This window comes from Shinella sp. 1A1 (genome assembly GCF_055379515.1).
In genome coordinates this window covers 1,547,844-1,574,662 of record NZ_AP039672.1, presented here as the reverse complement: position 1 = coordinate 1,574,662, position 26,819 = coordinate 1,547,844, and the positions used below count along the sequence as shown (strand labels likewise).

Below are 26,819 nucleotides of genomic sequence, written 5' to 3'. Positions count from 1 at the left end.
GGGCGGCTCCCCTCAGTGCCGGTCCTCTTCCGCATGGCGGTGGCGGATGGCGCGCACGAGCAGCCACATGCCGAATATGACGAACGGCACGGCGATGCCCGTCAGCGTCTCCGGCTTGATCGGCAGGCCGAGGCCGTGCGCCGCCTTCGCCACATAGCCGAAGAGCCCCACGACATAATAGGAGATCGCCGCCACCGACAGGCCCTCGACGGTCTGTTGCAGGCGAAGCTGCAATTTCGCGCGGCGGTCCATGGAGTTGAGCAGCGTCGAATTGAGCTGTTCCAGCTCCACGTCGATCCAGCTTCGAAGCAGGGCCGTGGCGCGGGCGAGCTTGCGCGAGAGGTTCGCCTGCCGCTCCTCGACGGACTGACAGGTCCGCATGGCCGGCGCCAGCCGGCGCTCCAGGAAGAAGCCGAGCGTCTCGTAGCCCGGCACCGCCGTCTCGGCCAGCGTGCGGATGCGCTCCTGCACGATGCCGTAATAGGCGCGGCTCGCGCCGAAGCGGTAGAGGCTGAGCGCGGCGTTGGCCTCCAGCTCGGCGGCAAGGCGGGTGATCTCGGTGAGCAGTTCGTCGGCCTTGTCGCGGGCGTGCTGCTTCATGGCATTGGTGATGCCGGTCAGCCCGTCCTCGATGCGGCGGATGTCAGGCGAGAGCGACTGGGCGAGCGGCAGGCCCATCATGGCGAGCGTGCGGTAGGTCTCGATGTCGAGCAGGCGCTGGACAAGCGCGCCGCGCCCGGCCTCCGTCATGCCGCGGTCGATGACGAGGATCTGCGTCAGCCCGTCGCCGTCCTGGCGGAAGTCGGTGAGAACGACGCCCTGGCCATTCTTGATCTCGCTGTAACAGAGGCTCGTCGGATCGAAAGCGGAGATCGCCTCGCGGGTTTCCGGCGAATCCGGCCGAATTTCGAGGCGGATGCCGGAGATCAGCGTGCCGGGCGGCGAGAAGCTGTCGCCGAAGGGATGGACGGGCACCTCGCCGCCGAACTTTTCCGGCACCGGCGCGTCCCAGAAATAGGTCGAGAACTCGGTATGGCGCTCCCAGCGCAGCGTCCCTTGCCCCCAGCTCAGCGCGTGGTGGCTGGAATCGCGGCCGGGCGGCGAGATGCCGCGCGAGCGTGACAGCTCCGCCATGACGGCATGGTCGACCGCCGAGCCGCCCTCCGTGAGGAACGCGAGCTGGAAGATGACGCGCGGCGACGGCACCAGCGCATATGGTCTTGCGTGAATTTCCCCGAGCGCCTGCGCACGCGCGGTCGCCTGCGGAAAGGCGAAACTGCCCTTAGCCATGCCTGCACCTTCCCCTCATGTGCAACAGCATAGTCTTAACAAATGTCAGGGATGCTGAGATAGGGCGCATTGACGCAGGTCCACAGGCATGAAGTGGACAAGATTGTTGACCAGTTTCCGCCCGCATTGGTAGTGTCGCAGCGTGACCGACACCGCCTTCGACCTTTTCGCCCGCATCAGCCATAGCCGGACCTCGGACGAGGTCGTGCGGCAGATCGAGCTTCTGCTGCTCGAAGGGATCTTGCGCGACGGCGACCGGCTGCCCGGCGAGCGGGAGCTTTCCAAACGCCTCGACGTCTCCCGCCCGATCCTGCGCGAGGCGCTGAAGGAGCTGGAGAACCGCGGCCTGCTGATCAGCCAGCACGGCGGCGGCACCTATGTCGCCGACATCATCGGCCAGGTCTTCTCGCGCCCCGTCGTCGACCTCATCGCCCGCCACCAGCGGGCGACGGAGGACTATATCGAATACCGCCGGGAGCTGGAGGGCATCACCGCGGAGCTCGCCGCGCGCCGCGCGACCGAATACGACCGGCAGATGCTGACCCGCATCATGGAGGCGATGCGCGCGGCCCATGCCGGCAGTTCCTTCGATGCCGAGCTCGAAACCGACGTGGAGCTGCACAACGCCATCGGCGAGGCGGCGCACAATATCGTGCTGCTGCACACGCTGCGCGCCTGCTACCGGCTCCTGGCGCAGGGGATCTTTTTCCACCGCCACCTCGTTTTCTCCTCGGAGGAAGCGCGCGGACATCTGCTTGCCCAGCACGAGGCGATCTATTCCGCCATCATGGCGGGCGACGGACAGGGCGCGCGGCAGGCCGCCCAGGCGCATATGGACTATATCGCCGCCGCGATCAGGGAAGCCGAGCGCAGCGGGGAATGGCAGAGGATTTCCCAGCTGCGCATGCAAAAGCGCGGCCTTCCCCCACAAGCCTGACTTGCGCCGCAAATCTCGCGCAAGCAAGATGGCCGATAACGACTCAGAGCACGCTTCCCGGCGGGAGGCCGGCAAGAGGAATGAAGAAGACCTTGAACATTCTCAACCGCATCGCCAGTGACGTCCATCTCATGTTCCGCAGGCCCGTGCGCGAACAATATGGCGCGCTGTGCTATCGGGTGAAGAAGAAGAGTCCGACGGTCGAAGTCCTCCTCATCACCAGCCGCGACACCGGCCGCTGGATCATTCCGAAGGGCTGGCCGATGGACGGCAAGACGGCCGCGGCGGCAGCCGCGCGCGAAGCCTGGGAAGAGGCCGGTGTGAAGGGCGCCATCAGCGACGAGCCGGTCGGCAGCTATCACTATCTGAAGGGGCTTGCCGGCGGGATGAAGGTCGATTGCCGGGTGCGGGTCTTCCCGCTCGTCGTCGACGACGTCTGCAAGAATTTTCCGGAAAAGGGCGAGCGCCGCGCCGAATGGGTCGACTGTGCGGAAGCCGCCAACCGCGTGCAGGAGCCCGGTCTCAAGACGCTGCTCCTCGCCTTCGAGCGAAAAATCCTCTCCGAGATCGCGGCCATCCCCAAAAACGGCCCGCCGGACGCCTGAAAAGCCCCTGCCGGGCCGTTGTCATATTGCCGACGAAGCCCTGAGGCGATAGTGCGAGGGGCTTTGAAACGGAGCAGCATGAATGGCGAATTCTCAGGTCCAGCTTCGCAAGCCGACGCTGGACAAGGATCTTGAAAAACTCACCTATACCGAACAGGCCACGCAGTTCGTGCTGCGCTCCTGGGCGGGCGTGGGGATTTCACTCGTCTTCCTGCTGATCGCCATGGTCGTCGCCAGCACCTTCGCCACCGGCACCGCGGGCGTCCTGGTCATCGCCGTCACCGCCGCCCTTGCCGCCTACATGGCCATGAATATCGGCGCCAACGACGTGACGAACAATGTCGGCGCGGCCGTCGGCGCGCGCGCCATGAGCATGGGCGTCGCCCTCGTCATCGCCGCGGTCTTCGAGATCGCCGGGGCGCTTCTGGCCGGCCAGGGCGTGGCGCAGACGGTCGCCTCGGGCATCGTCGACCGCTCGGCCTTCCCGAACCCCGAGACCTTCGCCTGGGCCATGATGGCCGCCCTCGTCTCGGCGGCGATCTGGATCAATATCGCGACGCTCGCCAATGCGCCGATCTCCACCACCCACGCCATCGTCGGCGGCGTCATCGGCGCGGGCGCGGCGGCGAGCGGCTTCCATACCGTCCAGTGGGACGCCATCGCCGTCATCGTCATAAGCTGGACCGTTTCGCCGATCCTCGGCGGTGTGATCGCCGCGGCCTTCCTCTATTTCATCAAGGAAACCATCATCTACCGCGAGGACAAGATCGCGGCGGCGAAGACCTGGGTGCCGGTGCTCGTCGCACTGATGGCCGGCGCCTTCGCGGCCTTCCTCGCGAATGGCGGCACGACCGGCTCCTTCGGCCTTTCCTTCCGCGACGCGATGCTGATCGGCCTCGGCTTTGCCGTCCTCACCTATGTCATCACCCGGCCCATCGTCCGCCGCCATGCGGAGGGTCTCGACAACCGCAACCAGTCGCTGCGCACGCTCTTCCGCATTCCGCTGATCTGTTCGGCCGCGCTCCTTTCCTTCGCGCATGGCGCAAACGACGTCTCCAACGCCGTCGGGCCGCTCTACGGCGTGGTCTCGGCGCTGCGCTCCGGCGTATCCGGCGAGGGGTCCGCCATCCCGCTCTGGGTGATGGTCATCGGCGCCGTCGGCATCTCGCTCGGCCTGCTGCTCTTCGGCCCACGCCTCATCCGCATCGTCGGCAGCGAGATCACCAAGCTCAACCCGATGCGCGCCTTCTGCGTGGCGCTCTCCTCGGCCGTCGCGGTGCTGACCGCCTCCGCCTTCGCCATCCCCGTCTCCTCGACGCATATCGCCGTCGGCGCGGTCTTCGGCGTCGGTCTCTTCCGCGAATGGTATACGCGCAATTCCGGCCGCCGCATCGACTATATCCGCAGCCGCGGCAACCAGGTCGCGCCGGAGCAGCCGCCGGTCAACACGGACGAGACGCGCCGGCGCTATCTCGTGCGCCGCTCGCATTTCATGACGATCGTCTCGGCCTGGATCGTGACGCTGCCCGTCTCCGCGATCCTCTCCGCCCTCGTCTTCCTCGCCCTCCACACGCTTTTCAGCTGAGACACGCCATGCGCGCCAATTACCGGATGCAGCGCCTCTTCACCGCTGACGCCCTTGCGGCGGGCACGGCCGTGGAGGCGTCGAAGGACCATTTCCACTACCTGACGAACGTGCTGCGCATGGCCGAGGGCGATGCCGTGCTGCTCTTCAACGGACGCGACGGCGAATGGCACGCGACGCTCTCCTTCCCGACGCGCAAGCGCCTCCTCTTCACACCGGTCGAGCAGACCCGGCCGCAGCCCGAGCCCTCGGACCTCCATTATCTCTTCGCACCGCTGAAGGTCGGGCGGCTCGACTATCTGGTGCAGAAGGCGGTGGAGATGGGGGCCGGCGTGCTCCAGCCCGTCATGACCCAGCATGTCCAAGGCAAGATCACCAGCCTGGAACGGCTGGAGGCCAATGCCGTCGAGGCGGCCGAGCAATGCGGCATCCTCTCGATCCCGCAGGTCGCCGCGCCGCGCAAGCTCGAAGATCTGCTTGCCGACTGGCCGCGCGAGCGACGGATCGTCTTCTGCGACGAGGGCCATAGCAGCCAGAACCCGTTGCCGGTTCTGCAGAAGATCGAGGAGCGCAGGCTCGCCCTGCTCGTCGGGCCGGAAGGCGGCTTTTCGGATGGCGAGCGCACGCTCTTGCGCAGCCTCGATTTCGTGACGCCCATCCCGCTCGGCCCGCGCATCCTGCGGGCCGACACGGCCGCGGTGGCGGCGATGGCCATCATCCAGGCGGCAATCGGCGACTGGCGATAGCCGGACTTGCACAAAAGCAAGAAAATCCACGCCCGTGAAAAAGTCGATTGGGTTTTTTTGAATCTGCCTTGAAAGGAATTCGCTTGCACCGCATCTAATTCCGGTTCAAGCACCCTCCCAGGCCCAGCGTTCTGCCGGGCGCCATCCGTTCAGAAGAAGACGCCCATGGCCCGTGACACCACCGATCAGACGCCCATCCGCTCCGTCGCGGACATGGCGGAGTATCTCGCCGACGGCTGCAAGCCGAAGGAAAAGTTCCGCATCGGCACCGAGCACGAGAAATTCGTCTTCTTTACGGCGGACAACAGCCCCGTCCCCTATTCCGGCGAGGCGAGCATTTCGGCGCTTCTCAACGGCATGCAGGCCAAGACCGGCTGGGAGCCGATCATGGACGCCGGCAACATCATCGGCCTTGCCGAACCCTCCGGCATGGGCGCCATCTCGCTGGAGCCCGGCGGCCAGTTCGAGCTTTCCGGCGCGCCGCTGGAAAACCTGCACCAGACCTGCAAGGAATCCAACCAGCACCTCGCGACGCTGCGCGAGATCGCCGAACCGCTCGGCATCCGCTTCCTCGGCATGGGCGGCAGCCCCAAATGGACCTTCGCGGAAACCCCGCGCATGCCCAAGAGCCGCTACGACATCATGACCCGCTACATGCCGAAGGTCGGCACCAAGGGTCTCGACATGATGTATCGCACCTGCACGATCCAGGTGAACCTCGACTTCTCCAGCGAAACCGACATGCGCCGCAAGATGCAGGTATCGCTGAAGCTGCAGTCCATGGCGACCGCGCTCTTCGCCTCCTCGCCCTTCACCGACGGCAAGCCGAACGGCCTTCTGTCTTGGCGCGGCGACATCTGGCGCGACACGGACAACAACCGCGCCGGCCTTATCCCCTTCGCCTTCGCGCCCGATTTCGGCTTTGCGGACTATGTCGAATGGGCGCTCGACGTGCCGATGTATTTCGTCGTTCGCGACGGCAAGTATCACGACTGCACGCACGTCACCTTCCGCCAGTTCATGGCGGGCGCCCTCAAGGGCGAGATCGCCGACTACGAACCGAATCTCGGCGACTGGACGAACCACCTCTCCACCCTCTTCCCGGACGTGCGCCTCAAGCGCTTCCTCGAAATGCGCGGCGCCGACGGCGGCCCGTGGCGACGCATCTGTGCGCTGCCCGCCTTCTGGGTGGGGCTGCTCTACGACGACGGCGCGCTCGACGCGGCCGAAGCGCTGACGCGCGACTGGACGGTCGAGGAAGTCACGGCGCTGCGCAATGCCGTGCCGGCCGAGGGCCTCAGGGCCGATTTCCGCGGCAAGCCGCTGCTCGATGTCGCCCGTGAGGTCGTGTCGATCTCGCGCCAGGGCCTCGCCGCCCGCGCCCGCACCAATGGCGACGGCGTGGACGAGACGATCTTCCTCGCCCCGCTCGACGAGGTGCTGGCCAAGAAGGCGACGCTCGCGGAAGACATGCTGGCGCTCTACAACGGCCGCTGGAACGGTTCCGTCGAGCCGGTCTTTTCCGAATACCAGTACTGAGTCCGACCCCAAGAAAGCTGTTTGCGCGGCCGAAATTCCCGTTATAGTGCAGGCACATGCTTGGTAATGGGCCTGCCAGTGGGCCTGCCGGCGGGAAAGGGTCTGCCATGCTTTCGCTCTACGACATGATGATGCAGGCGCAGAACGGCCATGCCGTCGACCTGATGGCGCGGCAGTTCGGGCTGGCGCAGGAGCAGGCCGTCAAGGCCGTCGCCGCGCTGATGCCGGCCTTTTCCGAGGGCTTCAAGCGCAACGCCGCCAATCCCTACGACCTCGCCGCCTTCATGAAGGCGCTGACGACGGGCGAGCATGCCAAATATTTCGAGGACATGAGCAAGGCCTTCACGCCGCAGGGCCTTGCCGAGGGCAACGGCATTCTCGCCCATCTCTTCGGCAGCAAGGACGTCTCCCGCGCCATCGCCGCGCAGGCGGCGCAGATGACCGGCATCGGCCAGGAGATCTACAAGCAGATGCTGCCCGTCATGGCCAGCACGCTGATGGGCGGGATCTTCAAGCAGTCGCTCGCGCCCTTCTTCCCCGGTGCGGATGCCGGCAAGGCGGCCGCCAATCCTTTTGCCGACATGATGCAGCAATGGGCCGAGGCGACGGGCCTTGCGAAGAAGCCGGAACCGGCGAACCCCTTCGCCGACAATCCCTTCGTGCAGGCCGCGCAGGACTTCTTCGGCGGCAGGAAGGAAGCGCCGGCCAATCCCTTCACCGACAACCCCTTCGCGAAAGCCTTCCAGGAAATGATGGCGGGCATGGCCGGCCAGCCGGCGGCCGAAAAGCCGAGCGCGCCGGAAGCCTCGCCCGCCGATTCGCTGAAGAGCCTCGTCAACACGATGTTCGACACGGGGCTCGAGATGCAGAAGGACTACCAGCGCAACATCGAGACGATCTTCGAGACCATGCGCGGCGGCGTGGAGCCGGACGGCGGCAAGAAGGCCTGACGATCAGGCCGCCGCCGCGCGATCCCTCTCCGCCTCGACCGGCACGTTGAAGCGCTCGACGATCGCCGCGAGCGAGCGCGTATCGCCCGCAAGCCCGGACATGCCGGCCGCCGTCTGCGAGACGGCCTGACGGTTCTGCGCCGTCACCTGCTCCATCTCGGCCATCGACCGGCTGATATCGCCGAGGCTGGAAGACTGCTGGTTGGCGGCTGCGGCGATCGAATGGATATGGTCGTTGATGCGGGCGACCTGTCCGGCAATGCCGGAAAGCGCCTCGCCCGTCTGCTGCACGAGATCGACGCCCTTCGCCACCTCGACACCGGACTTGGTGATCAGCGCCTTGATGTCCTTTGCGGCATTCGCCGAGCGCTGGGCAAGTTCGCGCACCTCTTGCGCGACGACGGCAAAGCCCTTGCCCGCCTCGCCTGCCCGCGCCGCCTCGACGCCGGCATTGAGCGCCAGAAGGTTCGTCTGGAAGGCGATCTCGTCGATGACGTTGATGATGCTGGAGATCTCGCGCGAGGCGCCCTCGATGCGCTCCATGGCCGCGACCGCATCGGAAACGACGCCGCTCGACTGGTCGGTGCTGGCCTTGGCCTCCGTCGCCATGCGGGAGGCCTCACCGGCGCGGGCCGTGGAGTTGCGGATCGCTTCCATCATCTGGCCAACGGCCTCGGTCGTGCGCTCCAGCGCCGCCACCTGGCTTTCAGTGCGCTCGGCGATGTCGCGGGCGGCGGCGTCGACATGGGCGACCTTGCCGTCGATCGAGCGCGCATTGCCGGAGACGGCGGCGATGGTTTCGGCAAGGCGCCGGACGGAGGTGTTGAAGTCGACACGCAGCTCGTCAAGCCCTTCGGCGAAGGCATGGCCGATGACGGTGGAGAGGTCGCCGGCCGAAAGGCGCTCCAGCGCGGTGCCGAGCGTGCCGACGGCCTCCTGCACCTGGCGCTGCTGCGCGGCCTTGGCGGCTTCCTGCGCCTGCTGCTCGCGGGCAGCATGGTCGCGCGCCTCGGTGCTGGAACGCTCCAGCGCCGCCTTTTCCAGCGCGGCGGTACGGAAGACGGCAACCGAGCGCACCATGTCGCCGATCTCGTCGGCGCGGTTTTCCTTCGGAAGCGCGATATCGGTATTGCCGGCGGCGAGCGCGGTCATCGCCTCGACGAGCTGGTGGATCGGCCGCGTCAGGGCGCGCGAGAAGATCGTCGCCGCGAGGATGGCAAGACCGATGATCGCGGCGGTGAGGCCGAGCACGATCAACGTGCCGCGCATCAGGCCCGCCGTCGCTTCCGCCCGGGTGATCTTGGCGATGACCGACCAGTCCGCCCCGCCGAAGGAGAGCGGCGATCCGGCGGCGTAAAGCTCGGTACCGGCCGCGTCGGCGATAATGCCATGGGCCTCGCTGCCGACCGGCAGGTTGGCGATGTCGAGGCGGACCTTCAGCGCATCGGGCTCCGGCGTGCGGGCCGAATCGGTCAGCACCGTGCCGTCGGCGCGCACCAGCACCGTTTCGCCCGTCTCGCCGAGGCCCTTGCTGTTGCCGAAGATGGCATCGATCTTGGCGTTCGGCACGCGGATCGCCATGATGCCGAGCGTGCGGCCGTTCATGGTGATGGGCGCGGCCAGAAAGGCCGCCGGCGCGCCGCCGAGCGCGGCATATTCGGAAAAGTCGGAAAAGACGATCGTCCCCGCATCCTTGAGCGCCATCGCATCCTTGAAGGCTGCGGCGAGGCCGCTTTCCTTGTAGGGGCCATCGAGGAGGTTCGTGCCGAAATCCTCTGCCTTGGCGACGGAATAGAGCACGTTGCCCTTCGGATCGATCATGTAGAGATCGGCATAGCCCTGCGATTCCAGATGCTTGCGGAAGGTGACATGGTACTGCTTATGGGAGCGGTCGAAATTATCCTTCTTCGCCGTGTCCAACAGGTAGCGCTCGGCCGGCGGGTTCGGGTTGTTCGCGATGTAGCGGTCGTGCAGTTCCTTCGCCGGATCCTTGCCGAGTGCGCCCCAGGCGCCGGCGAAACCGTAGAAGGCCTGGGTGGTCGGCATGGCGGTGGAAAGGCTGATGAGGTCGAGCTTCATGCCCTCCAGATAGGTCCGCGCCTCGTTGCGGCGCCCGTCGGCGGTCGCCTCCAGCTTCTGCATCACCTGCCGGGTCACGGTCTCCGCGCTGACGATCAGCGACACGGCGCTGGCAGCGCCGATTGAAAGAAGCGTGAGCACGGCAGCGGCAAGGGGCAGTTTACGCGAAATGCGCATGGCGATCCGTCCGAGGGCTAGAGCTGGGTCCGGCTCATCCGGAAGGCAGACGGCGTCATGCCCGCGGAACGGCTCCGCGGCTGCCATGGCAACGGTAGCCGAGGGTGGTTTACCTAAGGTAAAGCGGATTTTCGGGAAATAGCCCTTTGAAAAAGCCCGACGCGGACCTTGGGAGTCGCACGCCGGGCAAGCGGCAGGGTTATTGGCTCTCACCCTGCGGGGAAGTCAGGAACCGTCCGGGAGGGAAGGACGGCGCCGGAGGAAATCAGTCCGAGCGACCCTGGCGCACATGGCGGCGGGCACGCTCGCGCGCCACGATCGTCAGATGCAGGCCGGCATCGGAGAAGAAGGAGGCCGAACGGACGGCCTGGACGTCGCTGCGGCACAGGCCCATGTCGAAGAGCTGGTGGTCGTCGAGCTCGCTCAGCCGGTTGATCGCGCGGCGGTTCTGCCATGCACGAGCAAATCTGGCGGCGGCGTTGCGGACATGGACAAGAAGGCCGGAGACCTGGCGACGTTCCGCCGGTGCCTCGATTTCCATTCTGCGGTCGATCATGCGCATGGCATTTCTCCTTTCCGGCTCCGCGCACCATCGTCCTTCGATGGGGCCCGCGCGGCACCTGTGATCGTTCGCCGCCCGCAGGGTACGGGTGACGGTGAGGGGGAACTGGACTGCAAGAAGAGCCGCCGGCCGGGAGGTCTGGGCGAAGCGGCAGATCCTGTCGGCAATGGCTGGCGGACAAGCCATCGTTCGACAATCGCTTTTTCGCAGAAAGACATTGATCAGTCCAACGAATGTTTCTAATACTATCAATCAAACAATCTTATGAGTAACGTTATGTCCGCTCCGTTAGACATCGACCAGCTCCAGACCTTCGTTGCGATCGCGGATACGGGAAGTTTCACGCGCGCGGCGGATCGGGTCTTCAAGACCCAGTCGGCCGTGTCCATGCAGATGCGGCGGCTCGAAGAGCGTATCGGCAAGCAGCTTTTCATGAAGGACGGGCGCGGCAACAGGCTGACGGCCGAGGGCGAGCGCCTGCTCAACTTCGCCCGCCGGATGCTGCGCCTCAACAACGAGGCCATCGCCGCCTTCGACGACAACCGCCTCGAGGGCATGCTGCGCATCGGCACGCCGGACGACTATGCCGACCGCTACATGCCCGAGATCATCATGCGCTTTGCCAAGACGCATCCGAATGTCGAGCTCTATATCGTGTGCGAGCCCTCCGTCGACCTTGCCGAGAAGATGGCCAAGGGCGAGCTCGACATCGCGCTCGTCACGCACAATCCGCGCCAGCGCCAGTCCGACGTGGTGCGGACGGAGCCGCTCTGCTGGGTGATGTCGGCCAACCATCCGCTGCCGGAGAACGCGCCGGTGCCGCTCGCCGTCGGCCGGCGGGACTGCCAGTGGCGGCAGATCGCCTGCGCCGCGCTCGATTCGGTCGGGCGCGACTACCAGGTGCTGTTCACGAGCTGGTCCTCCACCGTCGTCGCCGCCGCCGTCATGGCGGGCATGGCCGTTTCGGTTCTGCCGGAATCGGCGCTGCGCCCCGGCATGAAGGTGCTGACGCAGGCGGACGGCTTTCCGCCGCTCGCGCCCGTGCAGATCGGCATCATGCGGCGGCCGGGCCTTTCGCCCTCGCTCTCCAACGCCATCACCAGCCATATCACCGCCTGCCTCGACAACATCACGCCACTGACGGCGGCCGATGACCTGCCGGAAGCGGAAGTGAAGGTCTTCCCGCGCCTCGCGCGGCTGAGGCCGGGACAGATCCTGCCGGGATGGTGACACTCATTCCTCTGGACGGCATTCCCGCAGGCAAGGCCGGGCCGTCCAGGGTGACGGTCCGGCCTGCCCGCGAAGACGAAATCGAGACGTTGCGGCGGATCGAGCGGTCGGCCGCGCAGGCCTTCCGCCTCATCGAGGCCTTCTCCTGGCTGGCGGTCGGCGACGTACAGAGCGCCGAGCGGCATCACGACCTCATCGGCAAGGGCACGAACTGGGTCGCGGCCGCCGACGGCGACCAGCCCGTCGGCTTCCTGAGCGCCGAGATCGTCGGGCCCGAACTGCATATCTGGGAGATTTCCGTCGATCACCTGCACCAGGGCTTCGGCATCGGCCGCCGGCTGATCCGCCATGCCGTCGAGCAGGCGGCGGAACGCGGCCTTGCGGCCGTGACGCTGACGACCTTCCGCACCATCCCGTGGAACTGCCCGTTCTACGAACGGCTGGGCTTCGAGACGCTGGACGAGGCAGCGCTTCCGGCGCGCCTCGACGCGGTGCTCGACGAGGAATCCGAACATGGCCTGCCGCGCGACACGCGCTGCGCCATGCGGCTGACAGTCAAGGACTAGCCAAGATACTTCTTCAGGAACGCCACCGTGCGCTGCCAGGCAAGGTCGGCGGCCGCCTTGTCGTAGCGGGCGGCGGAGGTGTCGTTGTTGAAGGCGTGGTTGACACCGTCATAGACGTGGATCTCGAAGGTCTTGCCGTTCGCCTCCAGCGCCTTGCGATAGGCATCGATGCCGGCATTGATGCGCTCGTCGAGGCCGGCATAGTGCAGCAGCAGGGCCGCCTTGATGTTCGGCACCTCGTCTGCCGGCGGCTGCGCGCCGTAATAGGCGACGGCGGCCTTCAGCTCCGGCGATGCCGTCGCGAAGCGGTTGACGAGGCCGCCGCCCCAGCAGAAGCCGATGGCGCCGACCTTGCCGTTCGCGCCGTCGAGCTTTGCCAGGAACTGCAGGCTTGCCTCCGCATTGGCGACCGTGGCCGCCGGATCGAGCTTGCCGATCATGTCGCGCGCCTGGTCCTCGTCATCCGGCGTGCCGCCCGAAGGCGAGAGGAAATCGGGGGCGAGCGCGATGAAGCCTTCCAGCGCCATGCGCCGCGCGACGTCGCGGATATGCGGATTGAGGCCGCGGTTCTCGTGGATGACGATGACGGCGCCGAGCGGCCCGGTCGCCGCCTTCGGGCGCACGAGATAGCCCTTCATCTCGCCCGAGCTGCCGCCATAGACGACATCCTTCGCCGAAAGGCGCTCGTCGTCGGAGGCGATCATCTCGGCGCTCGCGGAATTGGCGGCAAGCAGCGGTGCGATGGCGGCCGCCGCGGCGCCGGAGCCCGCAAGCGCCGTCAGCCGCTCCATGAAGCGGCGGCGGTCGAGCGTCAGGTGAGTGTATTCGTCATAGGCGTCGATCATCGCCTGCGTGATCTGCGTCCTGTCCATGGCGGATCCTCCGGGTTTTCGGCCAGAAGGACAAGATAGGCCGCGCGCGCCAGCGCGCCCAACACAACTGCGTTACCGGCGGATCAGGTCAGTGCCAGCCAGACGGCAAGCCAAAGCCAGAGCATCATCGCGACCAGCAGGCTGGCGATGAACAGCGGGCGGCGGTAGCGCAGGCGGTTCGAGGTGACATGCACATAGGCATGCGCGTAGCGCAGCGCCACGAAGAGCCAACCGCCGGCGACCGTCACCGGATTGTCGGCATCGACGAGATAGAGAAGGATGCTCACCGCATAGAACAGCACCGGCAGCTCGAACTGGTTGGCGATGGCGTTCTTGACGACGAGGCTTTCGGCCGGTTCGTCCCGGTTCTCGCGGAACTGCTCGGCCTTGGCGCGGCCGTCCCTGACAGCGCCGACGCGGCGGGTCGAGAGCAGGATATAGAGGCCGAAAATGAGCGCGGCATGGGCGATCATCGGCCAGATCGTGGCTTCCGTGGGAGACATGGGGAACCTTCGGCTTGCGTTTCAGCCATCTGCATAAGTGTTTCCGGCTAAAGCCTCAACCGGAAAGGCTGCCGTGCCGCAAGCCGAAGGAAAAGGCGCCCTCCTATTGCGGTGTCAGCGTTTCACTGCCGGAGCCGTCCTTGCCGCTGATCGTCCAGGCCCCTTCCAGCGACCCGTCGCCCTTGGCTTCGTAGACGATGAGGCCGACGGCATCGCCCAGCACATAGGCGGCCGCGAAGGCATTGTCGTAGAGCATGCAGATGCCGTTCGACGTGGTCGAGCCGGTGTGCCATTCGATCGAGCAGGTCGTCTCGCTGGTCAGCTCGATGGTCGCCGTGCCGCCATAGGCCGAACCGTCGAGATTGGTGCCCTCGACGGTGTAGGTGCCGGCATTGACGGTCTGCGCCTGCGCAGGCACGACGAGACCCAGGCCCAGCAGGGCGCCAGCCAAAATCGTCTTCATGATGTTCCCCCGATAGCCGGCGAGATTGCCGGCATTTCATCCTACGCAGGCGAACGGAAAAACGAAACGGGAGTGGCGCTCCGCCAAACGAAAATGCCCGGCAAAAGCCGGGCATTCCGCAAAGGTCGTGTCAGGATCGGCCGATCAGACGGCGCCCGGATAGTTCGGGCTTTCGCGGGTGATCGTCACGTCATGGGCGTGGCTTTCGCGCAGGCCCGCGCCGGAGATGCGCACGAAGGTGGCGCGCTCCTGGTATTCCTTGATGTCCTTGCCGCCGACATAGCCCATGGAGGCCTTGAGGCCGCCGGCGAGCTGGTGCAGCACGCCCGAGACCGGGCCCTTGTAGGGCACCTGGCCCTCGATGCCTTCCGGCACGAGCTTCAGCGTGTCGCGCACTTCCGCCTGGAAGTAGCGGTCGGCCGAGCCACGCGCCATCGCCCCGACGGAGCCCATGCCGCGATAAGCCTTGAAGGAACGGCCCTGGTAGAGGAACACTTCGCCCGGGCTCTCGTCCGTGCCGGCGAGCAGCGAGCCGACCATGACGGCCGAGGCTCCGGCGGCGATCGCCTTGGCAAGGTCGCCCGAGAACTTGATGCCGCCATCGGCAATGACCGGAATATCCGATGCCTGCGCCGCCTCGACGGAGGACATGATGGCGGCGAGCTGCGGCACGCCGACGCCGGCGACGATGCGGGTGGTGCAGATCGAGCCCGGCCCGATGCCGACCTTGACGGCATCGGCGCCTGCGTCGATGAGCGCCCGGGTGCCGTCGGCCGTCGCGACGTTGCCGGCCATGACGCGGACCGAGTTCGACAGTTTCTTCACGCGGGTCACCGCATCGAGCACGCGCTGCGAATGGCCGTGCGCCGTGTCGACGACGATGAGGTCGACGCCGGCATCGATGAGGCGCTCGGCGCGCTCGAACCCGTCATCGCCGACGGAGATGGCCGCGGCGGCGCGAAGGCGGCCCTGCGCATCCTTGGAGGCGTTGGGATTGAGCTGCGACTTCTCGATGTCCTTCACCGTGATGAGGCCGACGCAGCGGCCGTCGCCGTCGATCACCAGCAGCTTCTCGATGCGGTGACGGTGCAGCAGGCGCTTGGCCTCCTGCTGGTCGACATTCTCCTTCACCGTGATGAGGTTCTCACGGGTCATCAGCTCGTAGATCTTCTGGGTCGGGTCGGAGGCGAAGCGCACGTCGCGGTTCGTCAGGATGCCGACGAGGCGGCCGGCTTTGGCATTGCCGCCGTTCTCGACGACCGGGATGCCGGAAATGCCGTGCGCCTTCATCAGCGACAGCGCGTCGGCGAGCGACGCATCGGGGCCGATCGTCACCGGATTGACGACCATGCCGCTCTCGAACTTCTTGACCTGGCGGACTTCCTCGGCCTGCTCGGCGGGCGTCAGGTTGCGGTGGATGACGCCGAGACCACCGGCCTGGGCCATCGCGATGGCAAGGCGGCCTTCCGTGACCGTGTCCATCGCGGAGGAGAGGATCGGCAGGTTCAGCTCGAAATCGTGGGCGATGCGGGTCGCGATGTTCGTCTGGCCCGGCATGACCTCGGAGTGACCGGGCTGCAGGAGAACGTCGTCGAAGGTCAGGGCTTCGAGACCGGTTGCCGTTTCAATGATGCGCGCCATAGGCCAAGTTCCTTCAGTGTAATAGCAGGCTGCCCAGGGAGGACATTGGGAGTTGTCCACCTCGGTCGCTTGCAAGAAATTCTTGGAAGTTGGCGAGGGCTGGTAACACGTTCATGACGGATTGGGAATAGCAAAAAGCCCGCAATCGGTTTCGGGGCCTGCTTCTGAACAGGCGCCGCAGGGCCGCCGCCCCTCATCCGCCTGCCGGCATGCGGGGAGAAGGCAGATGTTGCACGGCATTGCCCCAAGTCCCTTCTACCCACTTGCGGGGAGAAGGTCGCGGCAGCGGGATGAGGGGCTTTTGCCTCCACCGCTCAAGCCGGAGACATCCGTGGCACCGCGGTCGACATCTCAAACGTCGAACTGATAGCTCACCGGCACGAAGCGATAGCCCTCACCCGCCTTTTCCACGAAGCCGGCGGCCGGGAAGGGCATGTGGTAGCCGATGAAGGGGAGCCTGTCGGTCGCGATCATGTCGAAGACGCGCTTGCGGGTCGCCGCCGCCGCGGCCTTGTCCATGTCGAAGCGCACTTCCCAGTCCGGCCGCTGGAGCGAGAGCACGAAATGGTTCGCCGTGTCGGCCGTCAGCATCAGGGCCCTCCCCTCCGATTCGACGCGGAAGATCATGTGGCCGGGCGAATGGCCGAAGGCATCGAGCCCGGTGACGCCGGGCACCACCTCGCCCTCGTTCTCGATGAAAGTGAGCTTTTCGGCCAGCGGCTGGACCTTGGCGAGCACGCCCTGGTGGCCCTGCTCGGCGGACGTTCCCATGCGCTCGGGATTGACCCAGAAATCGTATTCCGTGCGGCCGGTGACATAGCGGGCATTGGGAAAGGCCGGCTTGCCGCCTTCCATCAGCCCGCCGATATGATCGCCGTGCATATGGGTGAGGACGACGACGGAAATCTGGTCCGGCGTATAACCGGCATATTTCAGCCCTTCCAGCAGCCGGCCCATGCCGGCGCTCCGCCCGCCCTCGCCCATGCCGGTGTCGAACAGCACGACCTCCGAGCCCGTATCGACGAGCGTCGGCGTGAAGCTGTTCACGAAGGTGTCGGCAGGCAGGAAATTCTCCGTGAGCAGGGCGGCGACGGCCTCGGCGGGCTGGCCGATGCCATAGGTCTCGCTCGGCGCGCCCGAGGGGCGGATGCCGTCGCGCACGGTGAGGATGCGGAAGCTGCCGAGCTTCATGCTGCGCGTTTCGATGGGGCTCGCTCTCATGTCGGTCGTGTCCGTCTCGGTCTGGGCAAGGACGGCGCGGTTCAGCACCAGGGGCGCGGCCAATGTGCCGACGCCGGCGGCGAGAAACAAGGAGCGGCGCGAGATCGTCGAAGGGTCTCCCATGGTGTCGTCTCCGGTCAAGAGTTGCCTGGGCGCGGGGGTTGTCCCGGCGGCAGGATGCCATGGCCCGATCTAGGGCGCGGTCACGATGCAGTCCCGCCCCATCACGGGGTTGTGATGGGCGCGAACGGCCGCCGCGATTTGACAGAGGACGGCAACGGGCGCAGAAGACGGTGCCCGCGCAAGCGCCGTCCGCTTCCTGCCAATTCGCAAAAAGCGCCCATCTTATTTTTCTCACGATTGCGGACGCAAAACCGCTGCACATTTCTGCTGGAATTGCTCCAGAACCAGTATCGCGATCTGCCGATGAACCGTATCGTTCCCCTCATTCTCGCTGTCGCGCTCTTCATGGAGCAGATGGACTCCACCGTCATCGCCACCTCGCTGCCGGCCATCGCCGCCGATCTTGGCGTCGGGCCGATCACGCTGAAGCTGGCGCTGACCTCCTACATGGTGTCGCTCGCGACCTTCATTCCGCTGAGCGGCTGGATGGCGGACCGCTTCGGGGCAAAGCGCATCTTCCGCTTCGCCATCCTCGTTTTCGTCGCCGGCTCCATTCTCTGCGCGGCGGCGAACAGCCTCGTCGCCTTCGTCGTCGCCCGCTTCCTGCAGGGCATGGGCGGGGCGATGATGACGCCCGTCGCGCGCCTCGTGCTGGTGCGCAGCACCTCGCGCTCCGAGCTCGTCTCGGCGATGGCGCTGCTGACGATCCCGGCGCTCGTCGGCCCGCTGGCGGGCCCGCCGCTCGGCGGCTTCATCACCACCTATTTCTCCTGGCACTGGATCTTCCTCATCAACGTGCCGGTCGGGATCGTCGGCTATGTCCTCTCGGGCATCTACCTGCCGGAAATCCGCGCCGCCGCCCCGCCGCCGCTCGACTGGATGGGCTTCTTCCTCAGCGCCGTCGCCGCTTCCGGCACGATGTTCGGCCTCTCCGTCGTCAGCCTGCCCGCCCTGCCGCCGATCATCGGCATCGTCGCCACCGCCGTCGGCCTTCTGTGCGGCGTGCTCTACGTCCGCCATGCGCGGCGCCACCCGACGCCGCTGCTCGACCTGAAACTCTTCCGCGACAGCGCCTTCCGCGCCGCCTCCATCGGCGGCACGCTGTTCCGCATCTCCGTCGGCGCGGTGCCGTTCCTGATGCCGCTGATGTTGCAGGTCGGCTTCGGGCTTTCGCCCTTCCAGTCCGGCCTCGTCACCTTCACGGGCGCCATCGGGGCGATCACCACCAAGTTCGTCGCAAGGCGCGTGCTCACGCTTGCCGGCTTCCGCACGACGCTGATCGTCGCCAGCATCTGCGGCGCGGCGCTGACCTTCGTCAACGGCCTCTTCACGCCCGCGACGCCCTTCTGGTTCATGGCCGGCGTGCTGCTCATCGCCGGCTTTGCCCGGTCCTTCTTCTTCACCAGCGTGAACGCGCTGTCCTTCGCCGACATTCCCGACGTCGACGCCAGCAAGGCGACCTCGATGAGCGCGGTGCTCCAGCAGATCAGCCTAGCGCTCGGCGTCGCGGTGGCCGGCGCGATCCTCGAGATCGAGACATCGCTCACCGGCTCGCCGCTGGAACTGCGCGACTTCCAGATCGCCTTCATGGTGATTTCGGTGCTGACGCTTGCCGCCGTCCTACCCTTCATCGCCATGGCGAAGAATGCCGGCTCGACCGTCTCGGGCCACCGTATGGCGGGCCGGGAGGAAGACGCAGTGACGGTGAAATGACGAGGCGTGGAGGATAAGCCCCTCACCTGCCTGCCGGCATCCTCTCCCCGCAAGCGGGGCGAGGAGCGCTGGGCGCATCGTTTTCCTGCATCTTGAACCTTGGGGGAAAACGGTGCGACACCCCCTTCTCCCCGCCTGCGGGGAGAAGGTCCCGGCAGAGGGATGAGGGGCGCCTCCGCCTCAAGAAATCAAATCATTCCGGATTTTCGCAGACAGCCGCCAGCTTGTTGCCGTCATGGTCGCGCACGAAGGCCGCGTAGAAGCTGGCATGAAAAGGCCGCAGGCCCGGCGCGCCCTCGTCCGTACCACCGGCAGCGAGCGCTGCAGCGTGGAATGCGTCGACAGCCGCACGGTTCGGGGCGACAAGGGCGATGGTGACACCGTTGCCGAAGGTGGCCGGCTCGCGGTTGAAGGGCTCCACGACCCAGAAGCGGCAGCGCACGTCGCCATCCGCCGCATAGCCGATCTCGCCCGTCGCTTCCTTCTGCCTTGCATAACCGAGCGGCAGCAGGACCGTATCGTAGAAGCGACCGGCGCGGACAAGATCATTGGTGCCGACCGTGGTGTAGAGAAGCATCAGGCTTCCTCGTTTTCTTCCGCCGCCTCATCCTTCGCCTTGCGGCCCTTGAAGCCCTTGGCGAGCAGGAACATTTCCACCGACTCGGCGCGCGAAGCGCCCGGCTTCACATGGATGACCTGCCTGAAATTCTGCTTGAGCATGTTGAGAAGCTCGCGCTCCGTGCCGCCCTGGAAGGTTTTGGCGAGGAAATGCCCGCCTTCGGCCAGCACCTCGACGGCGAAATGCGCGGCGACCTCGCACAGATGCATGGTGCGCAGGTGGTCCGTCTGGCGGTGGCCGGTGGTCGGCGCCGCCATGTCGGAAATGACGAGATTCGGCGTGCCGCCGACGGCCTCGATGAGCTTTTCCGGCGCATCGGGATCGAGAAAGTCCATCTGCAGGATGGTGACGCCCGGCAGCGGGTCCATCTCCAGGAAGTCGATGGCCGCGACGCGCGGGTCCGTATCCGTCGAGCCCGTCACCTTGGCGGCGATCTGCGACCAGCTTCCCGGCGCCGCGCCAAGGTCGATGATGCGCCGGGCGCCGCCGAGGATATTGTGCTTCTCGTCGATCTCCAGCAGCTTGAAGGCCGCGCGGGCGCGGTAACCCTCCAGCTTGGCGCGCTGCACATAGGGATCGTTGATATGACGCTCCAGCCAGCGGCGGGAGGAGGCCTTGAGCTTGCCCTTCTTGACCTTCTGGCCGAGCTTGCGGCCGATGGGGGTCTTGGTCATGACGCCTGTCCTTCGGGCTTTGCCGGATTGCGATGGCCGCCGCGCTGGTTGCGGCGGTGGCGGCCGCGGCGCCAGACGCCGTCATCGGCCATCATGTCGGTGAGCAGGCCCTCGCGCAAGCCGCGGTCGGCAACGCGCATGCGGCGCGACGGCCAGCGCTTGCGGATCGCTTCCAGGATGGCGCAGCCGGCGAGCACGAGGTCCGCCCGGTCCGGCCCGATGCAGGGATTGGCCGCGCGGGCGGAAAAGTCCCAGGAGAGCAGCCGCGCCTGCATGGCCGTGACCTCGTCGTCCGAGAGCCACACGCCGTCGACGCGGCGGCGGTCGTAGCGCGGCAGGTCGAGATGAACGCCCGCCAGCGTCGTCACCGTGCCGGAGGTGCCGATGAGGTGGAAATCCTCCGGTGCATGGACACTCTCGCCCGGGCAATCGAAATTCGCCAGCATGCCCTCAACTTCCGAGACCATGCCCGCGAAGCTCTCCGGCGTCACGTCCCGTCCGCCATGGCGCTCGGAGAGCGTGACGACGCCCACCGGCAGCGAGGTCCAGTGGGTGATGTGGTTGGCGAGCCGGCTGGAGCGGTTGTCGCCGATGCGGATGACCGCGATTTCCGAGGAGCCGCCGCCGATGTCGAAGAGCACGACGGACTTCGCTTCGCGCCCGACGAGCGAGGAGCAGCCGGAGACAGCAAGCCGCGCTTCCGTCTCGCGGTTGATGATCTCGAGCTCGAGCCCCGTCTCCTCGCGCACGCGCTCCAGAAACATCTCGCCATTATCGGCCGCGCGGCAGGCCTCGGTGGCGATGAGGCGGCTGCGGCGGATATTGCGGTTCTTCAGCTTGGCTGCGCAGATCTTCAGCGCCTCGACGGAGCGGTCCATCGCCTCGTCGGAAAGCCGGCCGCTCGCCGCAAGCCCCTCGCCGAGGCGCACGATCCGCGAAAAGGCATCCACCACGCGGAACTGGCCAGGCCGTGTCGGCTGGGCCACGAGAAGGCGGCAATTGTTGGTGCCCAGGTCGAGCGCGGCGTAGAGCGGCGCGTCGTGATGCTCGCGCTCGGCCGAACGATGCGGCGGCGCGGCCTCGCGCCGGGGCTCGGCAACGTGCTGCGACGGGCGTGGCACGGCGCCGGCCTCGATCGGCGGCAGGAGCACGCCGGCTTCGGCGGTCGCCGGGGCCGGACGCGCCGCGGATTTCCGCCCACGATGCTTGCGGCGCGGCTTGCGGCTATCCGCCTGATCCTGCTGGGGGTCTTCGCGCTGGCCGACGGGCGCGAGCGGACGCACATTCTCGCCGCCCGGATTCCTGCCGTGCCTGCGACGCTTGTTCCGGCGCGCATTGTTGCCGCTCGTCGCGGCCTGGGGGCGCTCGGCGGGCGCGGACGAACCGGCCGCCTGGCCTGCGGACGGGGAAACGGCAGAGGGACTCATGGCGCCCTTCTGCTTTCCCTTGCGACGGCGCGACCGCTTCGGCCGCCCCGCATTGTCCGCATCTCGCGCCCCGGAAACGGACGGCTTTTCGCCGCTGTCGGGGTCGTTCACTGTACTGCCTATGGCGCCGCGCAAAGCCTTAAGCTGCAAGCAGGCGCTCTCTCGATCTTCGTTGGCGCGACATTACCAGCGCCCGGCCCGTTCGCCAAATTCTTTTTATGACGCGGCGGTAACAGTGCATGCCGGAGAGCAGGCCGCAATTTTTTCCAAAAAAACCATTTGCAACACGCCGCCTTTTGTTTATAAGCCCGCCTCACAGGCACCGGCCCCGCCGGAACCAGCCATGCTGGGGAATAGTTCAACGGTAGAACGACGGACTCTGACTCCGTTAATCTTGGTTCGAATCCAGGTTCCCCAGCCAACTTCCTCCTAAATCATTGAAATCATTAAAGTGCCTCGCGCCACCTCAGGCGGGATGAAGCATTTTGCTACAAACCGCTGCGCGAGCGAAGCGACGTGGCAGCTCCTTTCAATGTTGTCCGGCGCGGACGTATGTTTCATTTCCACAGGGTCGTGCCCGCCAATTTGCGCGACAGGCTGAAAAGACGCGAGTTCGTGCGCATGTTGGGAGCCTGCTCCCGAGGACAGCGCGGCTGCGAGTGGACAAACTATATCGGCTCACCGAAAAACTTTTCGAGAGAGCCCGCGCAAGTCCCATGCTTACCAAATCGGCCACCTCGCACAGCAATTCTACAACCATATTCTGGCAAGGGAGCACGCCGGCCGCGCTTCCGGCGCGTATCTGACAGAGGATGGGCGTGCCGCACGCGCCAAATTCTGGGCCGACGTAGCCGAACAAACGCCGAAAACCCTTGGCGGCAATACGCTCGATACCGGGCCTTGGGTATCCCATGCCGCTGCCCCGATAGCCGGTCTGTCCTGGCCCTCGCTTGACGAGGAAGAACGCTATCAGTGCAAGGAAGCGGTTCCGCCAGACCTTGACCGAGGCACGCCCGGTGGCGCGGAGACGGAGAAGCCGGACCGTCGACGCGAACGCTTCACCGCCGTCGGCCCAATCGGCGAAAAGGCCGACAAGCAGCAATGCGGTCTTTGCATCAGAAACCGCAAGCATGGAGATTGGAGCTGGTCTCGACCGATTCCTCGCCCTCATGCCATGGGCTCACGAAGCTGACGGTCGCGCCGAACTTCAGCAGCGAGCAGCAGGCTCGGCAGGGAGTTCAGTCAGGCTGGAAGGTTCGGATGGCGCGCGCCAGTTCCACATTCTCCACCTTGTCGGCCGCCTCCTCAGGATCAAACCAGCCTCGGATGCGCTGCTTGCGTTCGGGCCAATGCGTTAGGGTGCCGCGCACCCGCAGTGCGAACAGGGTAACATGGTAATGTTGCAGCACGCCCTCCGCCGTCTCCCTGACATAGCGATAGCCTGCCAGAGGATAGGTGAGGATATCGCCGATCACGCCGGCTTCATCGAAAGCCTCCATCGCCGCCGAAAGATAGGACGGCTTGTCCTTCATCGGCCATCCCGTCGGGACGATCCAGCGGCCGCGCCCCCGGGAGGTCACGAGCAGCACGCGCACGCGGCCACGCTGATCCCTCCGCCACGGGACGGCTCCATATCGCTGCAACAGGACTTCGTCGGCCCGCTCCTTCAGAACATTTCTCATAGCCTTTCCCCCTCGACACCGAACCGGTGAGCGGATGGGACATTCCGCTGCTTGAGCGCCGGATCGATCTGGGCAACGGCCAGACGTTTGCACCACGGGCAGCGGCGAGCCGCGCGCGGCAGAGAACGATTGCAGGATATGCAGAATTGCAACGGGAGGGGATGTCTCACGGTTACGCTCCATTTGCGCGATGCAAGCGCATCGCTGAAATGAACCGCAATGATAATATTCCCGGAGCTGGCTAGGTGCGGCGATCGAAAAATGGAAGGGTGCCGCTCCGGGACGAAGCACGTGCTTCGCCGGCAAGCCTGGTCATCCTGATGAACGTTTCCATGCACATGATCTGGACATAGGGTCTCTCGAGGCCCTATTCAAGGGGAGGCATTTCCCGTTTTTTCTTTTTTTTCAGTGCTTTGACTTTCCGCTTTCCATGGCCGATAGTACCGGCATGAACGCGCTTTTCACCCGCCATCGCTCCAGGTTACGTCTGATCACGAGCTCCTGACCCTGGTCGGCCCTCCTCCTGGTTAGAGGCCGCCCAGGGAGAGCGTTCATTCGCCTTATCCGAACATGTCCCGCCGCTCGGCTCCGCCGCGCCCTCTTTCGCGCGTGCGAACGCGCTTGCGGGATTTGGGCCGCATCGGCACGTCAGCCAACTGTTGGAGATCGCATTGGGCAAGCACGCCTTGCTTCTCATCGTGGACCTATCGCTCACCCGCCGTGCACGCCTCGAGCCGCTCGTCCGCGATGCGACGAGGGGCACGACCTTGCCTGACCGTATTCGTAGCCTTGTTCACTCCCGCAGGGGCGCTCTCGGGCTCACCGGCCCGTCTCGCGGAGACGCGCCAGGCCATGTCGCCGGGTTGCCGCGCCTCTGAGCGCTGGCAACCCGAACGGACCGCCTCACTCGACGATGGAACAATGCAAGGAAACGACATGCCCTTATGGACGGAACTGGCACGGGTCTGCAACGCAGCCGGCGACGAGATCCTCTTACGCAGGAAGGGTGACATCCACGAGATCCGCTTCAACGGATTGGAGCTGATGTCCAACATCAATCACCGGTCGGAAACGATCCTCGCCGAGCGGAGCCTCCGGCTTCTCGGCCGTCCGGTCCGGCGCGTGCTGATTGGCGGGCTCGGCATGGGTTTCACGCTACGCGCGACGCTCGACTGGATCGACGAGAATGCCGAGGTGACCGTCTGCGAGCTGGTCCCGGAAATCGTCGACTGGAACCGGGAGCATATCGGCCACCTGGCCGGTCATCCGCTGCGCGATCGGCGCGTGGATCTTCGCGTGGTCGACATACAGCACTTTTTGAAGCGGCAGGACAAAGGCTACGATGTCATTCTGATGGACACCGACAACGGCCCCGATTTCACGGTGCGGGAGACGAATGACGCGATTTACAGCGACGATGGCCTGAAATCCGTCCATCGCATTCTCTCCCCCGGCGGCATCGCAGCTTTCTGGTCGGCAACCGTTTCGGCGGATTTCGAAGAAAGGCTTTGCGCCCTGCCCTGGCGCTGGCGACGTGACGACGTGTGCCTGATCGGCGGACGTGCCGACGCCTTCCACCATATCTATTTCGCAGGAAACAGCCTGCCTTGTCCTCACTTTTCGCCCCAAACGGCACCGCTGCCGGCCACGCCATATCCGATCCCGGAGCCTTCATAACTGCGGGTATCGCAGCCGAGCGGGCGCTTCCGCGCAAACCACATGCGTTGAAGCGCTTGCCGCTGCCTCCAAGCGCCCGCCGCGCTGACCGGCATTCAACGGCGTGCCGATTGCCTCCTCATTCAGAGAAGCCTCTGCCTTAGCAAGGCCTCAAGCCAGTCGGCAAAAACCTGCAGCCGGCGTGAAAGGTGCTGGCGGTGCGGATAGAGAAGCGTCACCGGCATCGGCTCCGCGCGATATGAAGGCAGCACCTCGACGAGTTCGCCGGCACTGAGATGGTCGCGAACGTCATAGGCGGGAATCTGGATCAGGCCGAGGCCGGCCACGCAGCAGGCGATATAGGCTTCGGCGCTGTTGACCGCGACGCGGCTGCGCATCGGCCGGGTCTTGATTACCCCGTCCTCGCCCCATTCCCAGGCCTCGATGCGACCACTCGATGGCGAGGCGTAGTTAATCGCCAGATGATCGCGAAGGTCTTCCGGCGCTTCAGGCATGCCATAGCGCAGGAGATAGGCGGGGCTTGCGACATTGATCAGCGGAAGATCGCCGATCTGACGCGCGATCAGGCCGGAATCGGCGAGCGGCCCGACGCGCAGCACACAATCGACACTGTCCTCCACCAGATTCACCGCGCGGTCCGTGACGCCGAGATCGATGTCGATCTCGGGATAGGCGTCGAGAAATTCAGGAAGTGCCGGTGCGATGACAAGCCGGCCGATACGGCCCGGAACATCGATCCGAAGCCGGCCCGAAGGCGCGGCGGTTTGGCGGAATACGTTTTCGGCTTCCTCCACATCCGCGATCAGCCGCCGGCAGCGTTCGTAAAAGGCCAGGCCGTCCTGCGTCGGCGAGACCACCCTTGTCGTCCGGTGCAGGAGCCTCGCCCCGACACGGCCTTCCAGCTCCTGCACCGCTGCCGATACGGACGAGCGCGGCATGCCGAGCATATCGGCGGCGCGCGTGAAGTTCGAACATTCGACGACACGGACGAAGATGCGGAACAGGTCGATGCGGTCCAAGCAAGGCGCCCCTATTGTACAGGAATGACGACAGGTGATTTCAGAATAACCGGCTTTATAGCATAATTATAGACGATATCGTGCGCCCTCGAAAGCGATCGCATGACGCGGCCGCACGAAGCACGGAGGCTCGCGCCATGACCGACCATAGTATCAAGGGTAAAACCGTTCTCATCGCGGGAGGCGCGAAGAACCTCGGCGCGCTGATCGCCCGCGATCTCGCTGCCCATGGGGCAAAAGCGATCGCTATCCACTACAACAGCGCCGCCACCAGGGCCGATGCGGAGACGACCGTCGCCGCCATCGAGGCAGCGGGCGCGGACGCGGTCGCCTTTCAGGCCGATCTCACCACGGCCGGCGCGATGGAAAAGCTCTTCGCCGACACCGTCACCGCGATTGGCAAGCCGGATATCGCGATCAACACCGTCGGAAAGGTGCTGAAGAAGCCGATGCTCGAGATCTCCGAAGCCGAATACGACGAGATGAGCGCGGTCAACGCCAAATCGGCCTTCTTCTTCATCAAGGAGGCGGGCAAGCACCTCAACGACAACGGCAAGATCTGCACGCTCGTCACCTCGCTGCTGGGGGCGTTCACCCCCTTCTACGCCGCCTATGCGGGGACCAAGGCGCCGGTCGAGCATTTCACCCGCGCGGCCTCCAAGGAGTTCGGCGAGCGTGGCATCTCGGTGACGGCGATCGGCCCCGGCCCGATGGACACGTCGTTCTTCTATCCGGCCGAGGGCGCCGATGCGGTTGCCTACCATAAGACGGCAGCCGCGCTCTCGAAGTTCTCCAAAACGGGCCTCACCGATATCGAGGACATCGTCCCCTATATCCGGTTCATGGTCTCGGAGGGCTGGTGGATGACCGGTCAGACGATCCTCGTCAACGGCGGTTACACGACCAAGTAACGGCATTG

24 protein-coding genes and 1 tRNA gene are annotated in these 26,819 nt (G+C 65.7%); 12 read left to right on the top strand and 13 right to left on the bottom strand.

Annotated elements, in window-relative coordinates; translation table 11 throughout:
- Positions 1 to 12 precede the first annotated feature (12 nt).
- Positions 13 to 1,290, bottom strand: coding sequence for a DUF3422 family protein (locus ACZ48C_RS24075; RefSeq protein WP_119254409.1), 1,278 nt, complete (start codon positions 1,288 to 1,290; stop codon positions 13 to 15).
- Positions 1,291 to 1,432: 142 nt separating this feature from the next.
- On the opposite strand from ACZ48C_RS24075, the gene ACZ48C_RS24070 reads away from it, so the two are divergent.
- The 6 genes from ACZ48C_RS24070 (at position 1,433) to ACZ48C_RS24045 (ending at position 7,652) form a co-directional block, all read left to right on the top strand.
- On the top strand, positions 1,433 to 2,227 hold the full coding sequence (locus ACZ48C_RS24070; protein ID WP_454634117.1) for a FadR/GntR family transcriptional regulator: 795 nt from the start codon (positions 1,433 to 1,435) through the stop codon (positions 2,225 to 2,227).
- A gap of 92 nt (positions 2,228 to 2,319) precedes the next feature.
- Positions 2,320 to 2,832 (top strand): NUDIX hydrolase, encoded by a 513-nt coding sequence (locus ACZ48C_RS24065; protein WP_119254940.1) that lies wholly within the window; start codon positions 2,320 to 2,322, stop codon positions 2,830 to 2,832.
- Positions 2,833 to 2,914: 82 nt separating this feature from the next.
- Positions 2,915 to 4,417: an inorganic phosphate transporter gene (locus ACZ48C_RS24060; RefSeq protein ID WP_464783233.1), complete on the top strand. Its 1,503-nt coding sequence runs from the start codon at positions 2,915 to 2,917 to the stop codon at positions 4,415 to 4,417.
- 8 nt (positions 4,418 to 4,425) lie between these two features.
- Positions 4,426 to 5,163: a 16S rRNA (uracil(1498)-N(3))-methyltransferase gene (locus tag ACZ48C_RS24055; RefSeq protein WP_464783232.1), complete on the top strand. Its 738-nt coding sequence runs from the start codon at positions 4,426 to 4,428 to the stop codon at positions 5,161 to 5,163.
- A 165-nt stretch (positions 5,164 to 5,328) separates the two neighbouring features.
- Positions 5,329 to 6,702 (top strand): glutamate--cysteine ligase, encoded by a 1,374-nt coding sequence (locus ACZ48C_RS24050; RefSeq protein ID WP_464783231.1) that lies wholly within the window; start codon positions 5,329 to 5,331, stop codon positions 6,700 to 6,702.
- Positions 6,703 to 6,809: 107 nt separating this feature from the next.
- The gene (locus tag ACZ48C_RS24045) at positions 6,810 to 7,652 is read left to right on the top strand and encodes a DUF937 domain-containing protein (protein ID WP_464783230.1); all 843 of its coding nucleotides are present in this window, start codon (positions 6,810 to 6,812) and stop codon (positions 7,650 to 7,652) included.
- Between the two features lie 3 nt (positions 7,653 to 7,655).
- Here the strand turns inward: ACZ48C_RS24045 and ACZ48C_RS24040 are convergent, their stop codons facing one another.
- Positions 7,656 to 9,908 carry a methyl-accepting chemotaxis protein gene (locus ACZ48C_RS24040; protein ID WP_464783229.1) on the bottom strand — a complete coding sequence of 751 codons (2,253 nt, stop codon included), beginning with the start codon at positions 9,906 to 9,908 and terminating at the stop codon, positions 7,656 to 7,658.
- 265 nt (positions 9,909 to 10,173) lie between these two features.
- Complete coding sequence (locus ACZ48C_RS24035; protein WP_464783228.1) at positions 10,174 to 10,470, bottom strand: YjiS-like domain-containing protein; 297 nt, start codon at positions 10,468 to 10,470, stop codon at positions 10,174 to 10,176.
- A 276-nt stretch (positions 10,471 to 10,746) separates the two neighbouring features.
- Between ACZ48C_RS24035 and ACZ48C_RS24030 the strand changes: the two genes are divergently transcribed.
- Both ACZ48C_RS24030 and ACZ48C_RS24025 read left to right on the top strand, forming a co-directional pair.
- Entirely contained in the window at positions 10,747 to 11,700 is a 954-nt protein-coding gene (locus tag ACZ48C_RS24030) for a LysR substrate-binding domain-containing protein (RefSeq protein ID WP_119254401.1), read from the top strand.
- On the top strand, positions 11,694 to 12,266 hold the full coding sequence (locus ACZ48C_RS24025; RefSeq protein WP_464783227.1) for a GNAT family N-acetyltransferase: 573 nt from the start codon (positions 11,694 to 11,696) through the stop codon (positions 12,264 to 12,266). The genes ACZ48C_RS24030 and ACZ48C_RS24025 overlap by 7 nt, the downstream gene beginning before the upstream one ends.
- On the opposite strand, the gene ACZ48C_RS24020 is transcribed toward ACZ48C_RS24025, so the two are convergent.
- From ACZ48C_RS24020 to ACZ48C_RS24000, 5 genes are all read right to left on the bottom strand, one after another.
- Positions 12,263 to 13,138, bottom strand: a complete 876-nt coding sequence (locus tag ACZ48C_RS24020; protein ID WP_464783226.1) for a dienelactone hydrolase family protein — start codon at positions 13,136 to 13,138, stop codon at positions 12,263 to 12,265. The two genes, ACZ48C_RS24025 and ACZ48C_RS24020, sit on opposite strands and share 4 nt — an antisense overlap.
- A gap of 83 nt (positions 13,139 to 13,221) precedes the next feature.
- Positions 13,222 to 13,641 carry an MAPEG family protein gene (locus ACZ48C_RS24015; protein ID WP_318913317.1) on the bottom strand — a complete coding sequence of 140 codons (420 nt, stop codon included), beginning with the start codon at positions 13,639 to 13,641 and terminating at the stop codon, positions 13,222 to 13,224.
- A 103-nt stretch (positions 13,642 to 13,744) separates the two neighbouring features.
- The gene (locus ACZ48C_RS24010; protein ID WP_119254397.1) at positions 13,745 to 14,104 is read right to left on the bottom strand and encodes a hypothetical protein; all 360 of its coding nucleotides are present in this window, start codon (positions 14,102 to 14,104) and stop codon (positions 13,745 to 13,747) included.
- A 144-nt stretch (positions 14,105 to 14,248) separates the two neighbouring features.
- Positions 14,249 to 15,745: an IMP dehydrogenase gene (guaB, locus tag ACZ48C_RS24005; RefSeq protein ID WP_119254396.1), complete on the bottom strand. Its 1,497-nt coding sequence runs from the start codon at positions 15,743 to 15,745 to the stop codon at positions 14,249 to 14,251.
- A gap of 351 nt (positions 15,746 to 16,096) precedes the next feature.
- Positions 16,097 to 17,089 (bottom strand): MBL fold metallo-hydrolase, encoded by a 993-nt coding sequence (locus tag ACZ48C_RS24000; protein ID WP_424548512.1) that lies wholly within the window; start codon positions 17,087 to 17,089, stop codon positions 16,097 to 16,099.
- Between the two features lie 303 nt (positions 17,090 to 17,392).
- Between ACZ48C_RS24000 and ACZ48C_RS23995 the strand changes: the two genes are divergently transcribed.
- On the top strand, positions 17,393 to 18,802 hold the full coding sequence (locus tag ACZ48C_RS23995) for a DHA2 family efflux MFS transporter permease subunit (protein WP_464783225.1): 1,410 nt from the start codon (positions 17,393 to 17,395) through the stop codon (positions 18,800 to 18,802).
- Positions 18,803 to 18,995: 193 nt separating this feature from the next.
- Here ACZ48C_RS23995 and ACZ48C_RS23990 read toward each other — a convergent pair whose 3' ends face one another.
- The 3 genes from ACZ48C_RS23990 to ACZ48C_RS23980 are packed head-to-tail and all read right to left on the bottom strand — an operon-like array spanning position 18,996 to position 21,633.
- The gene (locus tag ACZ48C_RS23990) at positions 18,996 to 19,379 is read right to left on the bottom strand and encodes a VOC family protein (RefSeq protein WP_464783224.1); all 384 of its coding nucleotides are present in this window, start codon (positions 19,377 to 19,379) and stop codon (positions 18,996 to 18,998) included.
- Entirely contained in the window at positions 19,379 to 20,095 is a 717-nt protein-coding gene (locus ACZ48C_RS23985; protein ID WP_464783223.1) for an RlmE family RNA methyltransferase, read from the bottom strand. Before ACZ48C_RS23985 ends, ACZ48C_RS23990 begins: the two co-directional genes overlap by 1 nt.
- Positions 20,092 to 21,633 carry a Ppx/GppA phosphatase family protein gene (locus ACZ48C_RS23980; protein ID WP_464783222.1) on the bottom strand — a complete coding sequence of 514 codons (1,542 nt, stop codon included), beginning with the start codon at positions 21,631 to 21,633 and terminating at the stop codon, positions 20,092 to 20,094. Before ACZ48C_RS23980 ends, ACZ48C_RS23985 begins: the two co-directional genes overlap by 4 nt.
- A 236-nt stretch (positions 21,634 to 21,869) precedes the next feature.
- On the opposite strand from ACZ48C_RS23980, the gene ACZ48C_RS23975 reads away from it, so the two are divergent.
- Positions 21,870 to 21,943, top strand: a tRNA-Gln gene (locus ACZ48C_RS23975).
- A gap of 817 nt (positions 21,944 to 22,760) precedes the next feature.
- Here ACZ48C_RS23975 and ACZ48C_RS23970 read toward each other — a convergent pair.
- Complete coding sequence (locus ACZ48C_RS23970) at positions 22,761 to 23,204, bottom strand: NUDIX hydrolase (protein ID WP_464783221.1); 444 nt, start codon at positions 23,202 to 23,204, stop codon at positions 22,761 to 22,763.
- 936 nt (positions 23,205 to 24,140) lie between these two features.
- Here ACZ48C_RS23970 and ACZ48C_RS23965 point away from each other — a divergent pair.
- Positions 24,141 to 24,881 (top strand): spermine/spermidine synthase domain-containing protein, encoded by a 741-nt coding sequence (locus tag ACZ48C_RS23965; RefSeq protein ID WP_464783220.1) that lies wholly within the window; start codon positions 24,141 to 24,143, stop codon positions 24,879 to 24,881.
- A 122-nt stretch (positions 24,882 to 25,003) separates the two neighbouring features.
- Here the strand turns inward: ACZ48C_RS23965 and ACZ48C_RS23960 are convergent, their stop codons facing one another.
- On the bottom strand, positions 25,004 to 25,900 hold the full coding sequence (locus tag ACZ48C_RS23960; RefSeq protein ID WP_464783219.1) for a LysR family transcriptional regulator: 897 nt from the start codon (positions 25,898 to 25,900) through the stop codon (positions 25,004 to 25,006).
- A 137-nt stretch (positions 25,901 to 26,037) separates the two neighbouring features.
- Here ACZ48C_RS23960 and ACZ48C_RS23955 point away from each other — a divergent pair, with 137 nt between their 5' ends.
- Complete coding sequence (locus ACZ48C_RS23955) at positions 26,038 to 26,811, top strand: SDR family oxidoreductase (protein WP_454634081.1); 774 nt, start codon at positions 26,038 to 26,040, stop codon at positions 26,809 to 26,811.
- Positions 26,812 to 26,819: the final 8 nt, after the last annotated feature.